13 protein-coding genes are annotated in these 16,996 nt (G+C 74.8%); 4 read left to right on the top strand and 9 right to left on the bottom strand.

Features of this window, described 5'->3' with window-relative positions; genetic code table 11:
• Window positions 1-7: 7 nt before the first annotated feature.
• Entirely contained in the window at window positions 8-2,581 is a 2,574-nt protein-coding gene (gene valS / locus C892_RS0112970; RefSeq protein ID WP_017557563.1) for a valine--tRNA ligase, read from the bottom strand.
• Between the two features lie 201 nt (window positions 2,582-2,782).
• On the opposite strand from valS, the gene C892_RS0112965 reads away from it, so the two are divergent.
• Window positions 2,783-3,055: a DUF4235 domain-containing protein gene (locus C892_RS0112965; RefSeq protein ID WP_017540574.1), complete on the top strand. Its 273-nt coding sequence runs from the start codon at window positions 2,783-2,785 to the stop codon at window positions 3,053-3,055.
• A gap of 51 nt (window positions 3,056-3,106) precedes the next feature.
• Here C892_RS0112965 and C892_RS0112960 read toward each other — a convergent pair whose 3' ends face one another.
• The 4 genes from C892_RS0112960 to C892_RS0112945 all read right to left on the bottom strand — a co-directional run bounded on the left by C892_RS0112960 (window position 3,107) and on the right by C892_RS0112945 (window position 6,855).
• Window positions 3,107-3,967, bottom strand: coding sequence for a hypothetical protein (locus C892_RS0112960; protein ID WP_017557562.1), 861 nt, complete (start codon window positions 3,965-3,967; stop codon window positions 3,107-3,109).
• Between the two features lie 192 nt (window positions 3,968-4,159).
• Window positions 4,160-4,456 (bottom strand): DUF4193 domain-containing protein, encoded by a 297-nt coding sequence (locus tag C892_RS0112955; protein ID WP_017557561.1) that lies wholly within the window; start codon window positions 4,454-4,456, stop codon window positions 4,160-4,162.
• A 435-nt stretch (window positions 4,457-4,891) separates the two neighbouring features.
• Window positions 4,892-6,205 carry a sensor histidine kinase gene (locus tag C892_RS0112950; protein ID WP_017557560.1) on the bottom strand — a complete coding sequence of 438 codons (1,314 nt, stop codon included), beginning with the start codon at window positions 6,203-6,205 and terminating at the stop codon, window positions 4,892-4,894.
• On the bottom strand, window positions 6,202-6,855 hold the full coding sequence (locus tag C892_RS0112945) for a response regulator transcription factor (protein ID WP_017540578.1): 654 nt from the start codon (window positions 6,853-6,855) through the stop codon (window positions 6,202-6,204). Before C892_RS0112945 ends, C892_RS0112950 begins: the two co-directional genes overlap by 4 nt.
• Before the next feature lie 773 nt (window positions 6,856-7,628).
• Here C892_RS0112945 and C892_RS31800 point away from each other — a divergent pair.
• On the top strand, window positions 7,629-7,796 hold the full coding sequence (locus C892_RS31800) for a hypothetical protein (RefSeq protein ID WP_017540579.1): 168 nt from the start codon (window positions 7,629-7,631) through the stop codon (window positions 7,794-7,796).
• 310 nt (window positions 7,797-8,106) lie between these two features.
• On the opposite strand, the gene C892_RS0112935 is transcribed toward C892_RS31800, so the two are convergent.
• The 3 genes from C892_RS0112935 to C892_RS0112925 all read right to left on the bottom strand — a co-directional run bounded on the left by C892_RS0112935 (window position 8,107) and on the right by C892_RS0112925 (window position 12,412).
• Window positions 8,107-8,937, bottom strand: a complete 831-nt coding sequence (locus C892_RS0112935; RefSeq protein ID WP_026124328.1) for an inositol monophosphatase family protein — start codon at window positions 8,935-8,937, stop codon at window positions 8,107-8,109.
• Window positions 8,938-8,978: 41 nt separating this feature from the next.
• Window positions 8,979-11,000 carry a S9 family peptidase gene (locus C892_RS0112930; protein WP_017557558.1) on the bottom strand — a complete coding sequence of 674 codons (2,022 nt, stop codon included), beginning with the start codon at window positions 10,998-11,000 and terminating at the stop codon, window positions 8,979-8,981.
• A 377-nt stretch (window positions 11,001-11,377) separates the two neighbouring features.
• Window positions 11,378-12,412, bottom strand: coding sequence for a ferrochelatase (locus C892_RS0112925; protein ID WP_017557557.1), 1,035 nt, complete (start codon window positions 12,410-12,412; stop codon window positions 11,378-11,380).
• A gap of 96 nt (window positions 12,413-12,508) precedes the next feature.
• Here C892_RS0112925 and C892_RS0112920 point away from each other — a divergent pair, with 96 nt between their 5' ends.
• Window positions 12,509-13,798 (top strand): FAD-linked oxidoreductase, L-gulonolactone oxidase family, encoded by a 1,290-nt coding sequence (locus tag C892_RS0112920; protein ID WP_017557556.1) that lies wholly within the window; start codon window positions 12,509-12,511, stop codon window positions 13,796-13,798.
• Window positions 13,799-13,937: 139 nt separating this feature from the next.
• Here C892_RS0112920 and C892_RS29995 read toward each other — a convergent pair whose 3' ends face one another.
• On the bottom strand, window positions 13,938-15,071 hold the full coding sequence (locus C892_RS29995; protein ID WP_017557555.1) for a hypothetical protein: 1,134 nt from the start codon (window positions 15,069-15,071) through the stop codon (window positions 13,938-13,940).
• Between the two features lie 494 nt (window positions 15,072-15,565).
• Between C892_RS29995 and sepH the strand changes: the two genes are divergently transcribed.
• Entirely contained in the window at window positions 15,566-16,927 is a 1,362-nt protein-coding gene (gene sepH, locus C892_RS0112910) for a septation protein SepH (RefSeq protein ID WP_017557554.1), read from the top strand.
• Window positions 16,928-16,996: the final 69 nt, after the last annotated feature.

Raw genomic sequence — 16,996 nt, 5'->3', positions numbered from 1 at the left:
GCCGAGCCTACTCCGCGGCCGGGGGCAGGGTCACCTCCACGGAGAGCTCCTGCTCCCCGCTGGCCTCGAAGTCCAGGGCGGCGGCCCGGCCGGCGGCGCGGATGTCGCCCTCGGCGACCCGGGCGCGGTCCACGTGGGCGCCGCGCACGGCCACCCGCTCGACCTCGGCCCGCATCGAGAGCTTGGCCTCGGACTTGGACTTGCGCACCGCGCGCAGCACCGCCGAGGCGGCCTCCAGCACGGCCGGGTCGCCGTCGCCGGCGGCGGCGCGCACCCGGTCGGCCTCCGGCCAGCGGGCGGCGTGCACCGAGCCCTCGCGCCACCAGGACCACACCTCGTCGGCGGTGAACGGCAGGAACGGGGCGAACAGGCGCTGGATCACCGAGAGCGCCTGGAGCAGGGCGGCGCGGGCCGAGGCGCTCTGGTCGGTGCCCTCCTCGTAGGCGCGGGCCTTGACCAGCTCCAGGTAGTCGTCGCAGAACTCCCAGAAGAACCGCTCGGCCCGCTCCAGGGCGCGGGTGTGGTCGTAGGCCTCGAAGGCGGCGGTGGCGTCCTCGACCACGTCGGCCAGGGCCGCCAGCATGGACCGGTCCAGCGGCTCGGTGACCGCCTCGGGCCGGTCCGCGGCGTCCTCCCCGGCGACCGACAGCGCGAACTTGGTCGCGTTGAGGATCTTGATGCTCAGCCGGCGGCCGACCTTCATCTGCCCTTCGTCCAGGGCGGTGTCGGTGCCCAGGCGCCCGCTGGCCGCCCAGTACCGGATGGCGTCGGAGCTGTACCGCTCGAGCAGGTCGATCGGGGTGACGACGTTGCCCTTGGACTTGGACATCTTCTTGCGGTCGGGGTCCAGGATCCACCCGGAGATCGCCGCGGTGCGCCAGGGCAGGCGCCCGTGCTCGGCGTCGGCCCGCACGACCGTGGAGAACAGCCAGGTGCGGATGATGTCCTGGCCCTGGGGGCGCAGGTCCATCGGGAAGACCCGGGAGAACAGGTCCTCGTCGCGCTCCCAGCCGCCGGCGATCTGCGGCGACAGCGAGGAGGTGGCCCAGGTGTCCATGATGTCGGGGTCGCCGATGAAGCCGCCGGGCTCGCCGCGCTGGTCCTCGGTGTACCCGGCCGGCGCCTCGGAGCTGGGGTCGACCGGCAGGGCCGCCTCGTCCGGCGTGATCGGCTCGTCGTAGCGCGGGTTGCCCGCGGCGTCCAGCCGGTACCAGACCGGGAAGGGCACGCCGAAGAACCGCTGGCGGCTGATCAGCCAGTCGCCGTTGAGGCCCTCCACCCAGTGCTCGTAGCGCGAGCGCATGTGGTCGGGGCGCCACTGCAGCTCGCGGCCGCGCTCCAGCAGCCGCTCGCGCACGTCGGCGTCGCGCCCGCCGTTGCGGATGTACCACTGGCGGGTGGTGACCACCTCCAGCGGCTTGTCGCCCTTCTCGTAGAACTTGACCGGGCGCGTGGTCGGGGTGGGCTCGCCGACCAGGTCGCCGGACTCGCGCAGCATCTCGACCATGCGCTCGCGGGCCGTGTGCACGGTGGCCCCGGCCAGGGCGGCGTAGGACTTGCGGGCGTCCTCGGAGTCCAGGCCGGCGGGCGGGTCGGCGATGATACGGCCGTCCCAGCCCACGATCGGGCGGGTCTCCAGCTGGAGCTCGCGCCACCAGGTCACGTCGGTGGTGTCGCCGAAGGTGCAGATCATGGCGATGCCGGTGCCCTTGTCGGGCTCGGCCAGCCAGTGCGCCTTGACCGGCACCTCCACGCCGAAGACCGGCGAGGTGACGGTGCCGCCGACCAGGTCGCGGTAGCGCTCGTCGTCGGGGTGGGCGACCAGGGCGACACAGGCCGGGATCAGCTCGGGGCGGGTGGTCTCGATGTGCACCGTGCCGCCGTCGGGGCGGTGGAAGGCCACCTTGTGGTAGGCCCCGGTGCGCTCCCGGTCCTCCAGCTCGGCCTGGGCGACGGCGGTGCGGAAGGTGACGTCCCACAGCGTGGGCGCCTCGGCCATGTAGGCCTCGCCGCGGGCGAGGTTGCGCAGGAACGCCCGCTGGGCGGCGGCCCGCGACCCGTCGTCGATGGTGGCGTAGGTGTGGCTCCAGTCCACGCTCAGGCCCAGGCGGCGCCACACGCCCTCGAAGACCTTCTCGTCCTCGGCGGTGAGCCGCTCGCACAGCTCGATGAAGTTGCGGCGCGAGACGGGCACCTGGCGCTTGGGGTCGGGCTTGGCCGGCGGGGTGAAGTCCGGGTCGTACGGGATCGACGGGTCGCAGCGCACGCCGTAGTAGTTCTGCACCCGGCGCTCGGTGGGCAGGCCGTTGTCGTCCCAGCCCATCGGGTAGAAGACCGACTTGCCGCGCATCCGCTGGAAGCGGGCGACCAGGTCGGTGTGGGTGTAGGAGAAGGCGTGGCCGATGTGCAGCGACCCCGAGACCGTGGGCGGGGGGGTGTCGATCGAGAAGATCTCGTCGCGGCTCTTGGTGCGGTCGAATCGGTAGACGCCGGACTCGTCCCAGACGTCTACCCACTTCGCCTCGATACCGTCGAGCGAGGGCTTGTCGGGCACGCGGAAGGAACGAGAGCGGTTGGTCATGGGGCAATGGTATTGGCTCTGAGCCCCTGCTCGCTCCTTGTTTCCGGGCCTGTGGAGGCGCTGTGGGACAACGCGCGCCCGCCGGGCGGCACCGCCGGGGCGGCGCGTGGAAGGATGGGCCCGACGGCGGCGTCAGGGTGCGGCCCGAGGAGCACGCCCTGGCCGCACCGAAACGACCGATGGAGAGCGACCGGTACCCACATGGCTAAGAAAGACGGTGACATCGCGGCGCAGATCGTCGGCGGCGTCGCGGCGCTCGCGGCCGGCTTCGCCGCCCGCAAGGCGCTGACCTTCGCCTGGACCCAGGCCACCGGCAAGGAGCCGCCGACCGACCCCGAGTCCCTCGACGTCGGACTGGGGGAGGCCCTGGGCTGGGCCGTGCTGACCGGGGTGGGCATGGAGGTGGCCCGCGTCCTGGCGGTGCGCACCGCCCACAAGCGCATGCAGCCCCGCAAGGCCCTCGACCAGGCCTGAGGTCCCCGCGGCGGGGCCCGCACGGGCCCCGCTGTCACCTCCGGCCCCGGGCTACCCGCCCTTTCCGCCCTTCTCCAGGGCCGCCGTGTCCCCTCCCAGGGCGCCGGTCCGGCGCCCCCGGGCCACGGCCGTCTTCGCCAGGTCCGCCCGGACCGCCCTGGCCAGGGCGGCGGTGGCCGTGCGGTTGAGGGCCCCGCCCGCGACGGCTCCGGTCAGGTAGGGGCCGAGCGTGGTCAGGTGGCGCCCCAGGACCCGCATCAGGCGCTTGCGCAGCGCCACCTTGGCCGCCGCGCCCAGCGCCGCCGTGAGGGACTCCGACGCCGACATCGGGTCGATGCCGCGCCGGTAGGCCCAGGACTGCACGTACCCGGCGTGGCGGCGCACCGCTCCCCCGGTGGCGCCCGCCCCGTACACCTCGTGCAGCTCGCCGATCAGCTTGACCTCGACCGCCGCCACGACGACCGTCTCGGCCACCAGCTGGGCGGGGGCGGTCAGCAGCAGCGGAGGGGCGGTGAACTGGGCGGCGGCCAGCGCCCCTCCGGCCGCGCCGACCGCGGTGGTGGTGTTGGCCGCGTTGCGCACCAGGGTGTCGGCGAGCTCGTCGCCGGTCAGCCCCTTGTGGTGGCGGGCCAGGGTGTCCAGGTCGCGCACGGGGATGCGCGGGGCGATCTCGTCGGCGAAGACGTCGGTCAGCCAGCGGCCGCCGGCCGCGCCGCGCACCCCGGCCGCACGCGCCCCCTGGGACAGGGCGCGGGCCAGGCGTGCGATGAGGCCGGCCCGCCGCCGCGGGTCGGCGCCGTCGTCGGCGACGATGGCGCCGACGAGCTCCCCCACGTCCTCGCGCCCTGCGGGCACCAGGTCGGCGCCGGGGCGGCCGTCGGGCTCGGAGTCCGGGGTCGGGTCGCCGGGCATGGGCCTCCTCCAGAGCGTCGGGGGACCGCCGAGCGCCCTCGGGCGGCGCTCGTGCCCCTGTCGTGGACGCCAACGATCCGCGACCGGGCGGAATTCCCCCCGGAACAAGGCGATGCGCCCCCTAGGCGGGGACGCATCGGCGCTGTCGTTGCACGCCGGCCGGCGAGGCGCCAAGGAGGAAGGGCGCCCGCTTCAGGCGCACTCCTTGCAGACGAGCTGCCCCTTGCGCTCCTCGGCGAGCTGGCTGCGGTGGTGGACGAGGAAGCAGCGCGAGCAGGTGAACTCGTCGGCCTGGCGCGGGAGGACGCGGACCGCGAGCTCCTCGCCGGACAGGTCGGCGCCGGGAAGCTCCATGCCCTCGGCGACCTCGTCGGGGTCGACGTCGATGGTGCTGGTGCCCTTGTCGACCCGCCGGGCCTGCAGCTCCTGCAGGCTGTCCTCGTTCATGTCCTCGTCGGTCTTGCGCGGGCTGTCGTAGTCGGTGGCCATTCTGGTTGCTCCATCCCCCTCAGTTCTCTGCCTCGTCGCGCGGGTGTAACGCTTGAGACCCGAATCTTGTGCCCGGTTCTGCCGGAAAATTCCGGCGGCGTAAGAGGACTGTGACCCCTCCCGGGTGTCCTCACACCGGATGGCGACAGAGGTTGGCCGAACCCGGCCGCGCGCACCGCGCCCGGCACGGCCTCCTGACTGTGCTACCCAACGCCCGAACGTTTCCGACCCATTCCCGCGGCTTCCTCCCGCGCGCACGCCAGCGGGTGGACCGCGCATCGCACGAGGTAGCGGCGGCAACTCCCACGCGGGGAGGCGTTCCCCGCGTGTTCACGCCCGGGAGAGCTTACCCACCGCCGGAGGCCGCTCGGACCCGGGGTGGTCGTGTCGTCGGACACGTATAGATATCACGCCGCCGGGACCGGTCGCAGCCGGTTACACGCCCGCGGTCTCGCGGCCGGCGGCGGGGAAGGAGACGGTGACGACCAGGCCGCCCCCGGCGCGGGGCCACACGCTCACGGTGCCCCCGTGGGCGCGCACCACCGAGCGGACGATGGACAGTCCCAGGCCCGCGCTCTTGCCCGAGGCCACCCGGTTTCCGGTGGAGCGGCGGAAGGGCTCGAACAGCCCCTCGATCTCGTAGGCGGGCACCACCGGGCCGGAGTTCTCCACCTGGACCGCCGGGGACCCCTCGTACATGCCGCTGCGCACGGTGATCTCGCCGTCCTCGACGTTGTACCGCAGCGCGTTCTCCACCAGGTTGCCCACCAGGCGCTCCAGCAGCACCGGGTCGCCCACGACCCGGGCCGAGCGCAGGTCGGTGCGCACGGCCAGCCCGGAGGGCTCCAGCTCGCCGGAGAGCTGGCTGAGCACCGACTCGGCGACCTCGCCCATGTCGACCAGGGTGCGCACCTCCAGCTCCCGGTCGCTCTTGGCGAGGAAGAGCAGGCCGTCGATGAGGCGCTCGTGGCGGGAGTTGGTCTCCAGCAGGGTGCGCCCCACGGACTTGAGGTCGGCCGAGGCCTCGGGGTCGCTCAGCGCGACCTCCAGCAGGGTGCGGTTGATCGCCAGCGGGGTGCGCAGCTCGTGGGAGGCGTTGGCCACGAAGCGGCGCTGGCCGTCGAAGGCGCGGTCCAGCCGCTCCAGCATGCCGTCGAAGGTGTCGGCGAGCTCGCGGATCTCGTCGTCGGGGCCGCCCAGGGCGATGCGCTCGTGCAGGGAGCGCTCGGAGAGCCGGCGCGCGGTGCGGGTGATCTTCTGCAGGGGCGACAGCGCCCGCCCGGCCACCGCGTAGCCCAGGCCGACCGCGAGCAGGCCCACCACCACGAGCGCCAGAACCGACCAGCGGGTGAGGGAGGCCAGGACGACCTCGATGAAGCTGTTCTTCATCGCCTCGGCCGTCTCGGCGCTGACACTGCCGGCGGGCTGGAAGTTCAGCCCGCCCAGGACGCCGGCGACGATGATGTAGTTCAGCAGCACCAGCAGCGAGCCGGCGGCGAAGAACAGCATCCCGTAGATGAGGGTGAGCCGCGCCCGCAGGCTCATGTTGTCGGTGAAGCGGTGCAGCCCGTCGGCGACCTGGCCGCCCACGGCGTTGCCGCCGGGCGGGGTCTGCGGCGGGACGGGGTCGGGGTTCAGGCGGCGCCAGGTCCCCGTCTCCCCCGGCGGGGTGGCCGGCACCTCGCCCTGGGGGACCGCGGCCACCGGGTCGGTGCGCGGCCCCTCGTGCCCGACGTCGCCGCTGCTCACAGCCGGTACCCGGCGCCGGGGACGGTGTGCACGATGGGCGGTTCGCCGAGTTTCTTGCGCAGGGTCATCACGGTGACCCGCACGACGTTGGTGAAGGGGTCGGCGTTCTCGTCCCAGGCCTTCTCCAGCAGCCCTTCGGCGCTGACCACGGTGCCGTTGGCGCGCATGAGCACCTCCAGCACGGCGAACTCCTTGGGGGTCAGGGAGATGTCCCGCCCGTCGCGCTCGACGGTGTGGTTGGCCGGGTCCAGGACGATGCCGTTGCGCTTGAGGACCGGGGGCAGCGGCGGGGCGGCGCGGCGGCCCAGCGCCCGAACGCGGGCCACCAGCTCGGCGAAGGCGAAGGGCTTGGCCATGTAGTCGTCGGCGCCCAGGCTGAGCCCCTCGACCTTGTCCTCCAGCTGCCCGGAGGCGGTGAGCATGAGGATGCGGCCGTTGTAGCTCTGGCCGACCAGGGCGCGGGCCACGTCGTCGCCGTGCACGCCGGGCAGGTCGCGGTCGAGGATGACCACGTCGTAGTCGTTGACCCCCGCGTGCTCCAGGGCGCTGTCGCCGTCGTAGGCGACGTCGACGGCCATGGACTCGCGGCGCAGCCCTACGGCGATGGTGTCCGCCAGGACCTGCTCGTCCTCGACGACAAGTACGCGCACAGCCGTCCTTCTCCTCGCACTACCCGAAAAAAGGGCCGCTGCCGGCGCATCCCCCAACACACCGGCAGCGGCGTCTGTGGTCCCCGGCCGCGCTCTGCAGTTATCGCACGGCCCGGATAAGGGCGGGGTAAGCCCCGCCCGCCGCCAAGGTAGGGGCGGCTCGGCCGCGCGGCAACCTGCGGCTGCCGCCGGGGAACGGAGTACGGGGCCCGGCCCCGTCCCCCAACGGGACCGGACCACCGATTTCCCCCTGCGCGGGAGCCCTTGCCGGCGCATCCCCCAACCGCCGGCAAGGGCTGTTCACCCCGCACATCTCGAATCTGACACATACAGAATAAGAAACAAGTAAGCCCTGGCGCTCTCCACCCGATGTGCTGTAGGACACTCGGTGGCCCGGATCCCCCTGCCGACCGGGCCCGACGCCGCGTCCACCGGCCGGGCCGCCCCCGGACGGCGGCCACGGGGGTGATGGGAAAGGGGTACCCGGGTGCCCGGCCTCACACACCCCTGCGATGATCGTCCCGGAGGCGGGGCCTCCGGGCGGACGGCCGCCGGCACCTTCCATCACGGATGGATCACGCCCCCTTCGGGGGGTTTCACCGGACCGGAGGGGCGGGTATGGCCTGAAGCCGCAGGCGCCCGCCATCCCCGAGAGGCGGGACGCCGTTCCGCCGCAGCGCTTCGGGGCCGTACCGCGGACCGGGGTGCATCCGCCGTGTCACAGCGCAGTGACCCGGGGCAACGACCGGACGTGCTTTCAGAGTGAGGTGAAAATGGGCGAGTTCCTCGCGGAGATCAACGGCCGCATCGCGGAGACCTACACGTCGCTCCAGGCGGCCCGCGCCGCCGGCGACGACTTCCTGGCCGAGATGCACTCCTCCGAGCTCGAAGACCTCAAGCGCATCGCCGCCCGGAACGGTGTCAGCGCCGACTGCGCCTGAACCGATCCCCCGATGGACCGCACGGCCGGCCGCGATCCCCGCGGCCGGCCGCCGCGCGTCCGGGGCCCCGGCGGCACCGTCGGCACCGGCGGCACCGTCGTCGACCGACGGCCCCGGGGCGTCCATGGTTGCGCCGAGCCGTCCGGGGGTCGGCGGCCGGTCGAGCGAGCCGTCACGCACCGTCGCGGACGGCACATCGCAGCGCCTGCGGGACACCGTGACGGAGAGCGCCCGCCCGAGCCGCTCGCCGCCCCTCCGGGGCGACGGCCGAGCCGTCGCCGACGCCGGGCGTGCACGGCGCCGGAACGCCTCAGGCCGGGCCGTCGGTGTCGGCGCCCAGCGGCTCCAGCAGGTCGTGCAGGCTCTCGAACAGCCCGGGCGGCGCGGCGATGGTCAGCTCACCGCTGGGCTCCGCCCCGCGCAGCCCCTCCACGCGCAGGCCCGCCTCCCGGGCCACCAGGGCGGCCGCCGCCCAGTCCCACGGGTTGAGGCCGCGCTCGTAGTAGGCGTCGGCGCGGCCGCGCGCCAGTGAGCAGATGTCGATCGCGGCCGACCCGCCGCGGCGGATGTCGCGCACCCGGGGCAGCACCGACCGCAGCACCTCGGCCTGCCGGGCGCGGCGCCCCGGGTCGTAGCCGAACCCCGTCGCCACCAGCGCGAAGGCGAGTCCGGGCGGGTCGCCGACGCGCAGCGGGGCCCCGTTGCAGAACGCCCCGCCGCCCGCCACCGCGGTGTAGGTGTCGCCCAGGCGCGGCGCGACCACGGCCCCGGCCACGATCCGGCCGCCGGACTCGGCGGCGATGCTCACCGCCCACTCCTCGCGCCCGTACAGGTAGTTGACGGTGCCGTCGATGGGGTCGACGATCCAGCGCACGCCGTGGCCGGTGCCGGCCTCCTCTCCGCCCTCCTCGCCGAGGACGGCGTCGCCCGGCCGGGCCGACAGCAGGCGCTTGCGGATCAGCTCCTCGGCCCGCCGGTCCATCTCGGTGACCACGTCGGTCGGGGTGCTCTTGGTGTCGAGCACCCCGATGCCCTCCTGCCCCTCGGCCGCGAGCCGGCCCGCCTCGGCGGCGGTGCGCTCGGCCAGCGCGGCCAGCGCGTGCGGGTCCGGAGCGGGCGCGGCGCCCTCCTCGGCTGCCATGGTGTACACGTCCCCCAGTGTCGTCGTCTCCCGCCCCGGCCCTACAGGCGCTCGGGGCGCTTCCACTCCTTGCCCAGCACGTGGTGGTCGAGGAAGGCGAACACCGTCTCGTACCAGACCGTGATGTTGCCGGGTGTGAGGATCCAGTGGTTCTCGGTCGGGAAGTAGAGGAACTTGGCGTCCACCTCCCGCCGCATCAGGTCCCACCACAGGCGCAGGCCCTCGCCGATGGGCACCCGGTAGTCCTTGTCGCCGTGGATGACGAGCACGGGCGTGCGCACCGAGTCGGCGGAGCGGTGCGGCGAGGCCGCCCGGTAGCGCTCGGGCGAGGTGTCGGGGTCGCCGAACTCGGCGGTCCAGGCGGGCGGCATGTCGGTGGTGCCGCTGAAGGCCCCCAGGTCCCACAGGGAGGCGTGGGTGACGACCGCCTTGAAGCGGTCGGTGTGCCCGGCGATCCAGTTGGCCATGTAGCCGCCGAAGGAGCCGCCCATGGCGGCGGTGCGGGAGCCGTCCACGTCGTCGCGGGCCACGGCGGCGTCGACGGCCGCCATCAGGTCGGCGAAGGTGCGCGGCCCCCAGGTGCCCCAGGCCCGGCGCAGCATGTCCTGGCCGTAGCCGGTGGACAGGGCGGGGTCGGGCAGCAGGACGGCGTAGCCGCGCGCGGCGAGCAGCCACGGGTTCCACCGCCAGGACCAGCCGTTGAAGCTCATGTAGGGGCCGCCGTGGATCCACAGCACGAGCGGGGCCGGGGAGCCGGCGGAGGCCTCCTCGGGCAGCACCAGCCAGGAGCGGATCCGGGTGCCGTCGTCGGCCTCGGTCTCGACCTCGGTGAGGCGGCCGGGGACCGTCAGCGGCAGGTCGGGCGCGGGCAGGCGGACCGGGGCGCCGTCACCGGCCGCGGGGTCCAGGCGCACCGGTGTGGGCGGCTCGTCCCAGGAGTCGCGCAGGGCGTACAGGGCGGCACCGCCGGGGTCGGGCTGCAGGGCGCTGTAGGCGCCGTCGTCGCCGGTCACCCGGGTCAGGCGGGAGGTGTCCAGGTCGAGGCGGAAGACGGGGCGGCGGCCGTTCTCGTCGGCGACGAAGTACAGCGCCGAGGAGTCGGGGGACCAGGCGTGCTCGCGCGGCCACAGCTCCGAGCCGGCCAGCACGTCCCGGCCCTGCCCGGTCTCGGCGTCGAGCACCCACAGGGTGGTGTCGCGGGGCTCGCCGCCGGGCTCGCCGTCGTAGGAGAGCAGGGCGGCCACGCTGCGCCCGTCCGGGGAGAAGGCGGGGGCGCCGAAGTCGCGTTCGGGGTCCTCGGCCAGGACGCGGGCGCGCCCGGTGGCGGTGTCCAAGGCCTGCAGGCGGGTGCGCATCCGGGCGGCGGGGCCGGTGGTGGTCCAGGTGGCGACCGCGGTGGCGCCGTCCGGGGAGACGGTGACGTCGGCCTCCAGGAGGGCCTTGCCCGGCGCGGGGGTCAGGTCGGCGGGCTCGCCCAGGCCGCCGGCGGGGCCCTCGGGCGGCGCGGCGCTGAACAGGCGCGGCTCGCCGGGGCCCAGGTCGTGGTCCCAGTAGCGGACCGGGAAGGACTCGTGCAGGATCGCGGTGACCCCGGCGTCCTTGCGGGCCTTGCGGGCCAGCTCGTCCTCCTCGGCGCCGCTGGTGCCGGGCAGGGTGTCGGAGGTGAAGACGACGGTCCCCGCGTCCCGGGCCACGGCCACCGAGCCGATGCCGCCGGGGCGGGAGGCCACCCGCCGGGCCTCGCCGCCGTCGGCGGGCAGCAGCCACAGGGCGGGGGCGCCGCCGCCGTCCTCGGACTCGGCGTCGGGGCGCTTGGAGGCGAACAGCAGGGAGCCGTCGGGCAGGAAGGCGGGGGCGGACTCGCCTTCGGCGGAGCGGGTGATCCGGCGCGGCTCGGCGCGGCCCTCGGGGTCGATCTCCCACAGGGAGGCGCCGAAGGAGGTTCCGTCGGGCTTGATCCCGCTCACCGGTGCGACCAGCCTGCGCCCGTCCGGCGAGAGGCGGAGGCCGCCCACCCGCTTCAGCGTGACGTAGTCGGACAACTCGTACCAGGAGCGGACCATTCGCTTCCTCCCTCATCGCCGAGGCCGGTCGCCACGACCCTATCCGGTATGCGAAATCCGCCGCGAGACCGGGGATGGCGGGTCAGGCGGGAGAGGGGGAAGGCCCCAGGGGAGGGCCGAGGGCCCGGTGCCCGGCACCGGTCACGGCCGCGTGGCAGGCCGGCCCCGCACGCCCGCTGATCGAAGCGCGGGGCGCTGCCGGGCAGGCCCTCCGTGACGGGGGTTCCGGCCGACGGCGCCCAGGCGGGCCGACAGGACCGCGCCCAGGACACGCGCATCCGCGGCCGCCCCCTGCTCGAACCCTGTGGTCGAAGGGGCGCCGGCGCCCTGGCGCCGCCGCCCCCGTCACCGACCGGCCGAGGCCCCCGCGGAACCGCTCAGCGCTTCTGCAGGCAGCAGTGCTCGGCGCAGGTGTGGCAGCTCGGCAGGCCGCTCAGGCCGGAGGGATCGGCGCCCTCGGCGCGCTCCTGGACGAGTTCGCGCACCATCCGCACGAAGCGCGGGTGGGTGCCCGGGCTCAGCGCCCGCTCGAAGGCGATGCCGAGCTTGCCCGCGGTCTCCAGCGCCTCGTTGTCGAGGTCGTACTTGACCTCCATGTGGTCGGAGACGAAGCCGTGCGGCACCACCACGACGGCCTCGGCGCCCTCCCCGGCCAGCTCCTCCAGGCGGTCGTTGACGTCCGGCTCCAGCCACGGCTGGCTCGGCGGGCCGCTGCGGCTCTGGTAGACGACCTCGTAGGGGTGGCCGCCGCCGACCCGCTCGGCCACCAGGCGGGCCACCTCCTCCAGCTGGGCGACGTAGGCCCCGCCGGGGCCGTACCCCTGCCCGGGCTCACCGCTGGCCTCGGCCATGGCGGTGGGGATGGAGTGCGCCGAGAACAGCAGGCGCGCCCCCGCGCGCTTGTCCTGCGGCAGCCGGTCCAGCGCCTGGCGGGTGTGCTCGGCCAGCGGCTCGATGAAGCCGGGGTGGTCGAAGAACGGGCGGATCAGCTCGATCTCCGGGGCCTCCGGCCCGACGGCCTCGCGCGCGGCGGCGATGTCGTTCAGGTAGGCGCGGTGGCTGGAGTAGCTGCTGTAGGCGGAGGTGGCCATCGCGACGACGCGGCGCACGCCGTCCTCGGCCATCCGCCGCACGGTGTCGGTGAGCATCGGGGTCCAGAACCGGTTGCCCCAGTACACCGGCAGGTCCACGCCGTTGGCCGAGAAGTCCGCGCGGATCTCGGCCAGCAGGTCGCGGCACTGCCGATTGATGGGGCTGACCCCGTTGAAGAGGTAGTAGTGCTCGCCGACCTCGGCGAGCCGCTCCCGGGGGATGCCGCGGCCGCGGGTGACGTTCTCCAGGAACGGGATCACCTCGTCCTCGGCCTCTGGTCCTCCGAAGGAGATGAGAAGGAACGCGTCGTAGGGCCTCATGCGTTCCATGAAACCAGCACTTCGGCGGGGTTGCGGCCACCCCCCGCGTAACGGGTGTCACCCCCGCCGGTACCCTCGCGGACCATGACGAACGTGATGTGGCGCACATGGTCCGGTACGCACCGGGCGCACCCGCGCACCACCGCCACCCCCAACGGGCCCGCCGACGTCGCCGGAGCGGTCCGCTCCGCCGCCGACCGGGGGCTGCCGGTGCGGATGGTGGGCGCGGGGCACTCCTTCACCGACGCCGCCGTCACCGACGGGCTGATGCTCTCCCCCGCCGCGCTGAACCGGCTGCGCTCGGTCGACCTGGAGGCGGGCACCGCCGAGGCCGAGGCCGGGCTGGTGCTCAGCGACCTCAACGAAGCACTGGCCCGCCGCGGGGCGGCCCTGGCCAACATGGGCGACATCGCGGTGCAGACCCTGGCCGGGGCGATCCAGACCGGCACGCACGGCACCGGGCGCTCCACCGGCGGCCTGGCCTCCCAGGTGGTCGGCATGGAGCTGGTGCGCGCCGACGGGGAGGTCGTGCGGTGCTCGGCCGGGGACGACCCCGACCTGTTCGGCGCCGCGCGGGTGGGGCTGGGGGCCTTCGGCGTGGTCACCGCGATGACCATGGCGGTGCGCCCGACCTTCCTGCTGAACGCGCGCGAGGAGCCGATGCGCCTGGAGGAGGTGCTGGAGCGGCTGCCGGAGCTGCGCGCGCAGAACGAGCACTTCGAGTTCTTCTGGTTCCCCCACACCGGGATGGCCAGCACCAAGCGCAACAACCCCGCCGAGGGGCCGGCGCGGCCGCTGGCGCCCTTCAAGGCGTGGCTGGACGACGAGTTCCTGTCCAACACCCTGTTCGAGCGCATCAACCGGGCGGGGCGGGCGCTGCCGGCGGCGATCCCCGCGATCAACCAGGTCAGCGCGCGGGCACTGTCGGCACGGGAGTACACCGACGCCTCCTACAAGGTGTTCGCCTCGCCGCGGCGGGTGAAGTTCGTGGAGATGGAGTACGCGGTCCCGGCCGAGGAGCTGCCGGCGGTGCTGCGGGAACTGCGGTCGCTGGTGGACCGGGGCGGGCACCGGATCAGCTTCCCGGTGGAGGTACGGTTCGCGCCGGCCGACGACGTGTGGCTGTCGACGGCCTACGGGCGCGACACCGCGTACGTGGCGGTGCACGTGTACCGGGGGTCGCCCTACCAGCGCTTCTTCTCCGAGGCCGAGGCGGTGTTCACGGCGGCGGAGGGGCGCCCGCACTGGGGCAAGCTGCACACCAGGGACCGCTCCTACCTGGAGCGGGTGTACCCGAGGTTCGGCGACGCGATGGAGGTCCGCGAACGGATGGACCCCGAGCGGCGGTTCGCCAACGCCTACACCGAGCGCGTCTTCGGGCCCTGACCCCGGTCCCGTTCCGGGGCCGGTACGCGTCGGGACCGGGCGGCCGTGCCGCCCGGTCCCGGTGTCCGGCGCGGGCCCCGTCCGGCACAGGGCCGGGGGCGGGCGCCGGGTGAGCGCTCAGGGGGTGCTCGGGGAACGCTCAGGAGGTGGAGTCGGAGCCGTCCGGCGCCTGCTCCTGGGAGCCGGTACCGCCGTACCCGCTTCCGGAGTCCTGCCGGCCGCCGCTCCCGGAGCCGCCGCCGGACCCCCCGGTGCCGGACCCGCCGTCCTCGGAGCCGCCGCCGGTCCCGGACTCTCCCCCGCCGCCGGTCTCATCGTCGCCGGTGCCGGTATCGCCGTCGCTCCCGTCGGTCCCGTCGGTCCCGTCCTCAGTACCGGCCCCGTCGTCGGTCCCGGTCCCGTCATCGGTGCCCTCGGTCTCCTCGGTGCCGGGCGAGGGCTGCACCCCGTCGGTGTCCTCCTGGCCGCCGGTCCCCTCCTGCCCCTCGGTCCCCGGCGTCGGTGTCGACCGCACGCCGTCGTCGGGCTCGTGGTTCTGGGAGACCCCGCCGAGCAGCGACGGCGAGGAGTTCTCGCTCCTGCCGTGCACCGTGTCGGTCAGGCTCCGCCCGGTCAGCAGCTCGAACACCAGGATCACCAGCATGACCCCGACGAACACCACCGCGGCGGGGATGACCGCCATCCGGTACCGCTGCCACCAGGTGCGCTCGTCGTCCCCGTCCGGGACGTCGGCACCGTCGGCACCGTGCGTCCCGTCCGCACCGCCGGCACCGTCCGCACCGTCCGCGTGGTCGGCTCCGCCGAGCGTCGGCAGGGCGCGGGGCGTCTCCGCGTCACCGTCCGTGCCGAACGCGTGGGTCGGCGCGTCCGCGGCGCCCGTCGGGCCATGGCCGGATCCGGCCGCGCCGCCGGGGTCGTCCTGTGCCGCCGCCCGGGTCGCGCCCTGGGCGCGCGCACCGTGCAGCGTCATCCCCGCGCGGGCCGCGGCCTCCTTGGCCTTGTCCCCACTGCGCTCCAGCCAGTGCTGGGTGACGGCGGTCCCGGCGGTGCTGAGCACGCTCATCACCGCGGCGCCGAAGATGGTCCCGTACACCCCCAGGTACGAGGCCGCGGTGGCGGCCGTCAGCGTGGCCACACCGCCCGCGACCACCTGGGGCATGCTCAGATTGACCCGCTTGCGGTCCTCGGCGCCGTCCCCGGCGTCGCCGTCGCCGTTCCCGCCGTCCGTTCGGGCGCGGGCGATGTGGCGCTTCTCGTCTTCTGGCTCGGCCATCCTCCCCCTTTCCTACGCCGCCTCGTACGGCGTTCCCCCCGTCGGATTCCCCGGCCGGGACCGGCCGGGCGCCGCCCCCGCGGCGCCCAGTTCCGGCCCATACCGGGACAACTTACGCGAACCCGGCCTAAGGTCCTGTTAAGGCGCGGCATTGAATAGATCACCCTGAGGTCACGGACCGCGTGTCGTGTTGGCACCGGCGCGCCGCGCCGGAACGGGGCGTCCGCGCGGGTCATGGTCGGCTCCGGCCCCGCGGGTTAGCATCACCCGCAGGAGGACGCCGACCGAGGGGCCGGAACGCGATCGCCGCCCGCCCCCTCCCACATGCCAAGATGGGCACCGGGCCCGCCCGGGCACCGGTGACCGGGGCACGGAGGCCCACGGTTCGGACATGCCGGGCGGGGTACTGGCCGAACACCCGGATGCCGAACAGACTGGGAACGCGGGGGATGGCCGAGGACCCACCCTCGACGGGAAGCGCGAAAGGGAGGGCGATGCAGGAGCTTCGCCTGGTGGCCGTGAGCGAGGACGGCACCTACCTGGTGCTGGCGAGCGCCGGTCGCGGTACCCGTTTCACGCTGCCCGTCGACGACCGTCTCCGCGCCGCCGTCCGCGGCCAGTTCTCCCGGCTCGGCCAGTACGAGATCGAAGTGGAGAATCCGTTGCGCCCCAAGGAAATCCAGGCCCGGATCCGCTCTGGAGAGACGGTGGAGGCGATCGCCGAGCTCGCCGGCATCCCCATCGAGCGCATCCGCTGGTTCGAGGGCCCGGTCCTGCAGGAGCGGGAGTTCATGGCGCAGCAGGCGCAACGGGCCTCCGTGCGCGGTCCGGGCGATACCGTGCCCGGCCCCGCACTGGGCGACCTGGTCTCCGAGCGGGTGGGGCCGCACCAGCTGGAGACCGGCGAGGCGGTCTGGGACGCCTGGAAGCGCGAGGACGGAAACTGGAACGTCAAGCTCGCCTTCCTGCTCAACGGCGCGGAGCGCCTGGCGCACTGGGTGTTCGAGCCGCGGCGGCGCACGGTCGCCCCCGTCGACGACGAGGCGGCGCGCTTCTCCGACCCGGCCGCGGGCGGCGTGTCCGGCGACGGCGGCGCGACGGTCACCCCGTTCGTGCCGCGGCGCCAGCAGGCGCCCACCGAGCCCGCGCGCTCCGACGGCCTGGCCAGACCCGGGGCCGAGGAGCACGCCCCGCAGCGTTCCGCCCCGGCCGACGCCCCGCCGGCGGCCGACCCGCCCGCGCCCGCCGCACCGGCGGCCGAGCGGGGGGAACCGGCGCACGCCGACCCCTACGAGCCGCCCGCCTTCCCCGAGCGGCCCGCCGCCCGCGCCCGCACGGCGCCGGAGGAGCGCGCCCTCACCGAGACCGAGCGGGCCTTCAGCCGCACCGGCCGCGCCGCACCGGAGCAGGAGCGCCCGGCGCCCGAGGCCGACCCGGCCCCGGCGGCCGCCGGCCGGGCGGTGCCGGAGGAGGAGGCCGAATCCGAACGGGCCGAGCCGAGCGGGCCGGTGGACGATGTGATCCCCTCCGAATCGGCCCGCAGGCGCGCGCCGGCCGCGGAGGCGCCCCCGCGCGAGCGGGAGGAGCGCCGCCAGCGGCCGTCGATGGGCCCGGCCGTTCCGGGGTCGGGAGCGCGCAGACCCGCCGAGCGGCCCCAGGAGCCGCGCGGACGCACCCCGGTGACGGCGCACGCCGCCGACACCGACGACCAGCAGGGGCACACGTCCGACGGCCCGATGTCGGCGGCCGCCGCCGCAGGGGGCGCCGGCCAGCCCGCACGCAAGAAGGGCCGGGGCCGCCGCGCTTCCGTCCCGTCGTGGGACGAGATCATGTTCGGCTCCAAGAAGTCCGAATAGGGCGAACCAGGGCGGACAGGCCGGTCGGCGCGCCGCCCCCGTGCGCCCCTCCTTGGCGTTGATCTCGGG

The sequence above is a fragment of the Nocardiopsis baichengensis YIM 90130 genome, from assembly GCF_000341205.1.
Lineage (GTDB): Bacteria > Actinomycetota > Actinomycetes > Streptosporangiales > Streptosporangiaceae > Nocardiopsis_A > Nocardiopsis_A halophila.
This window is presented reverse-complemented; position numbering and strand designations above follow the sequence as displayed.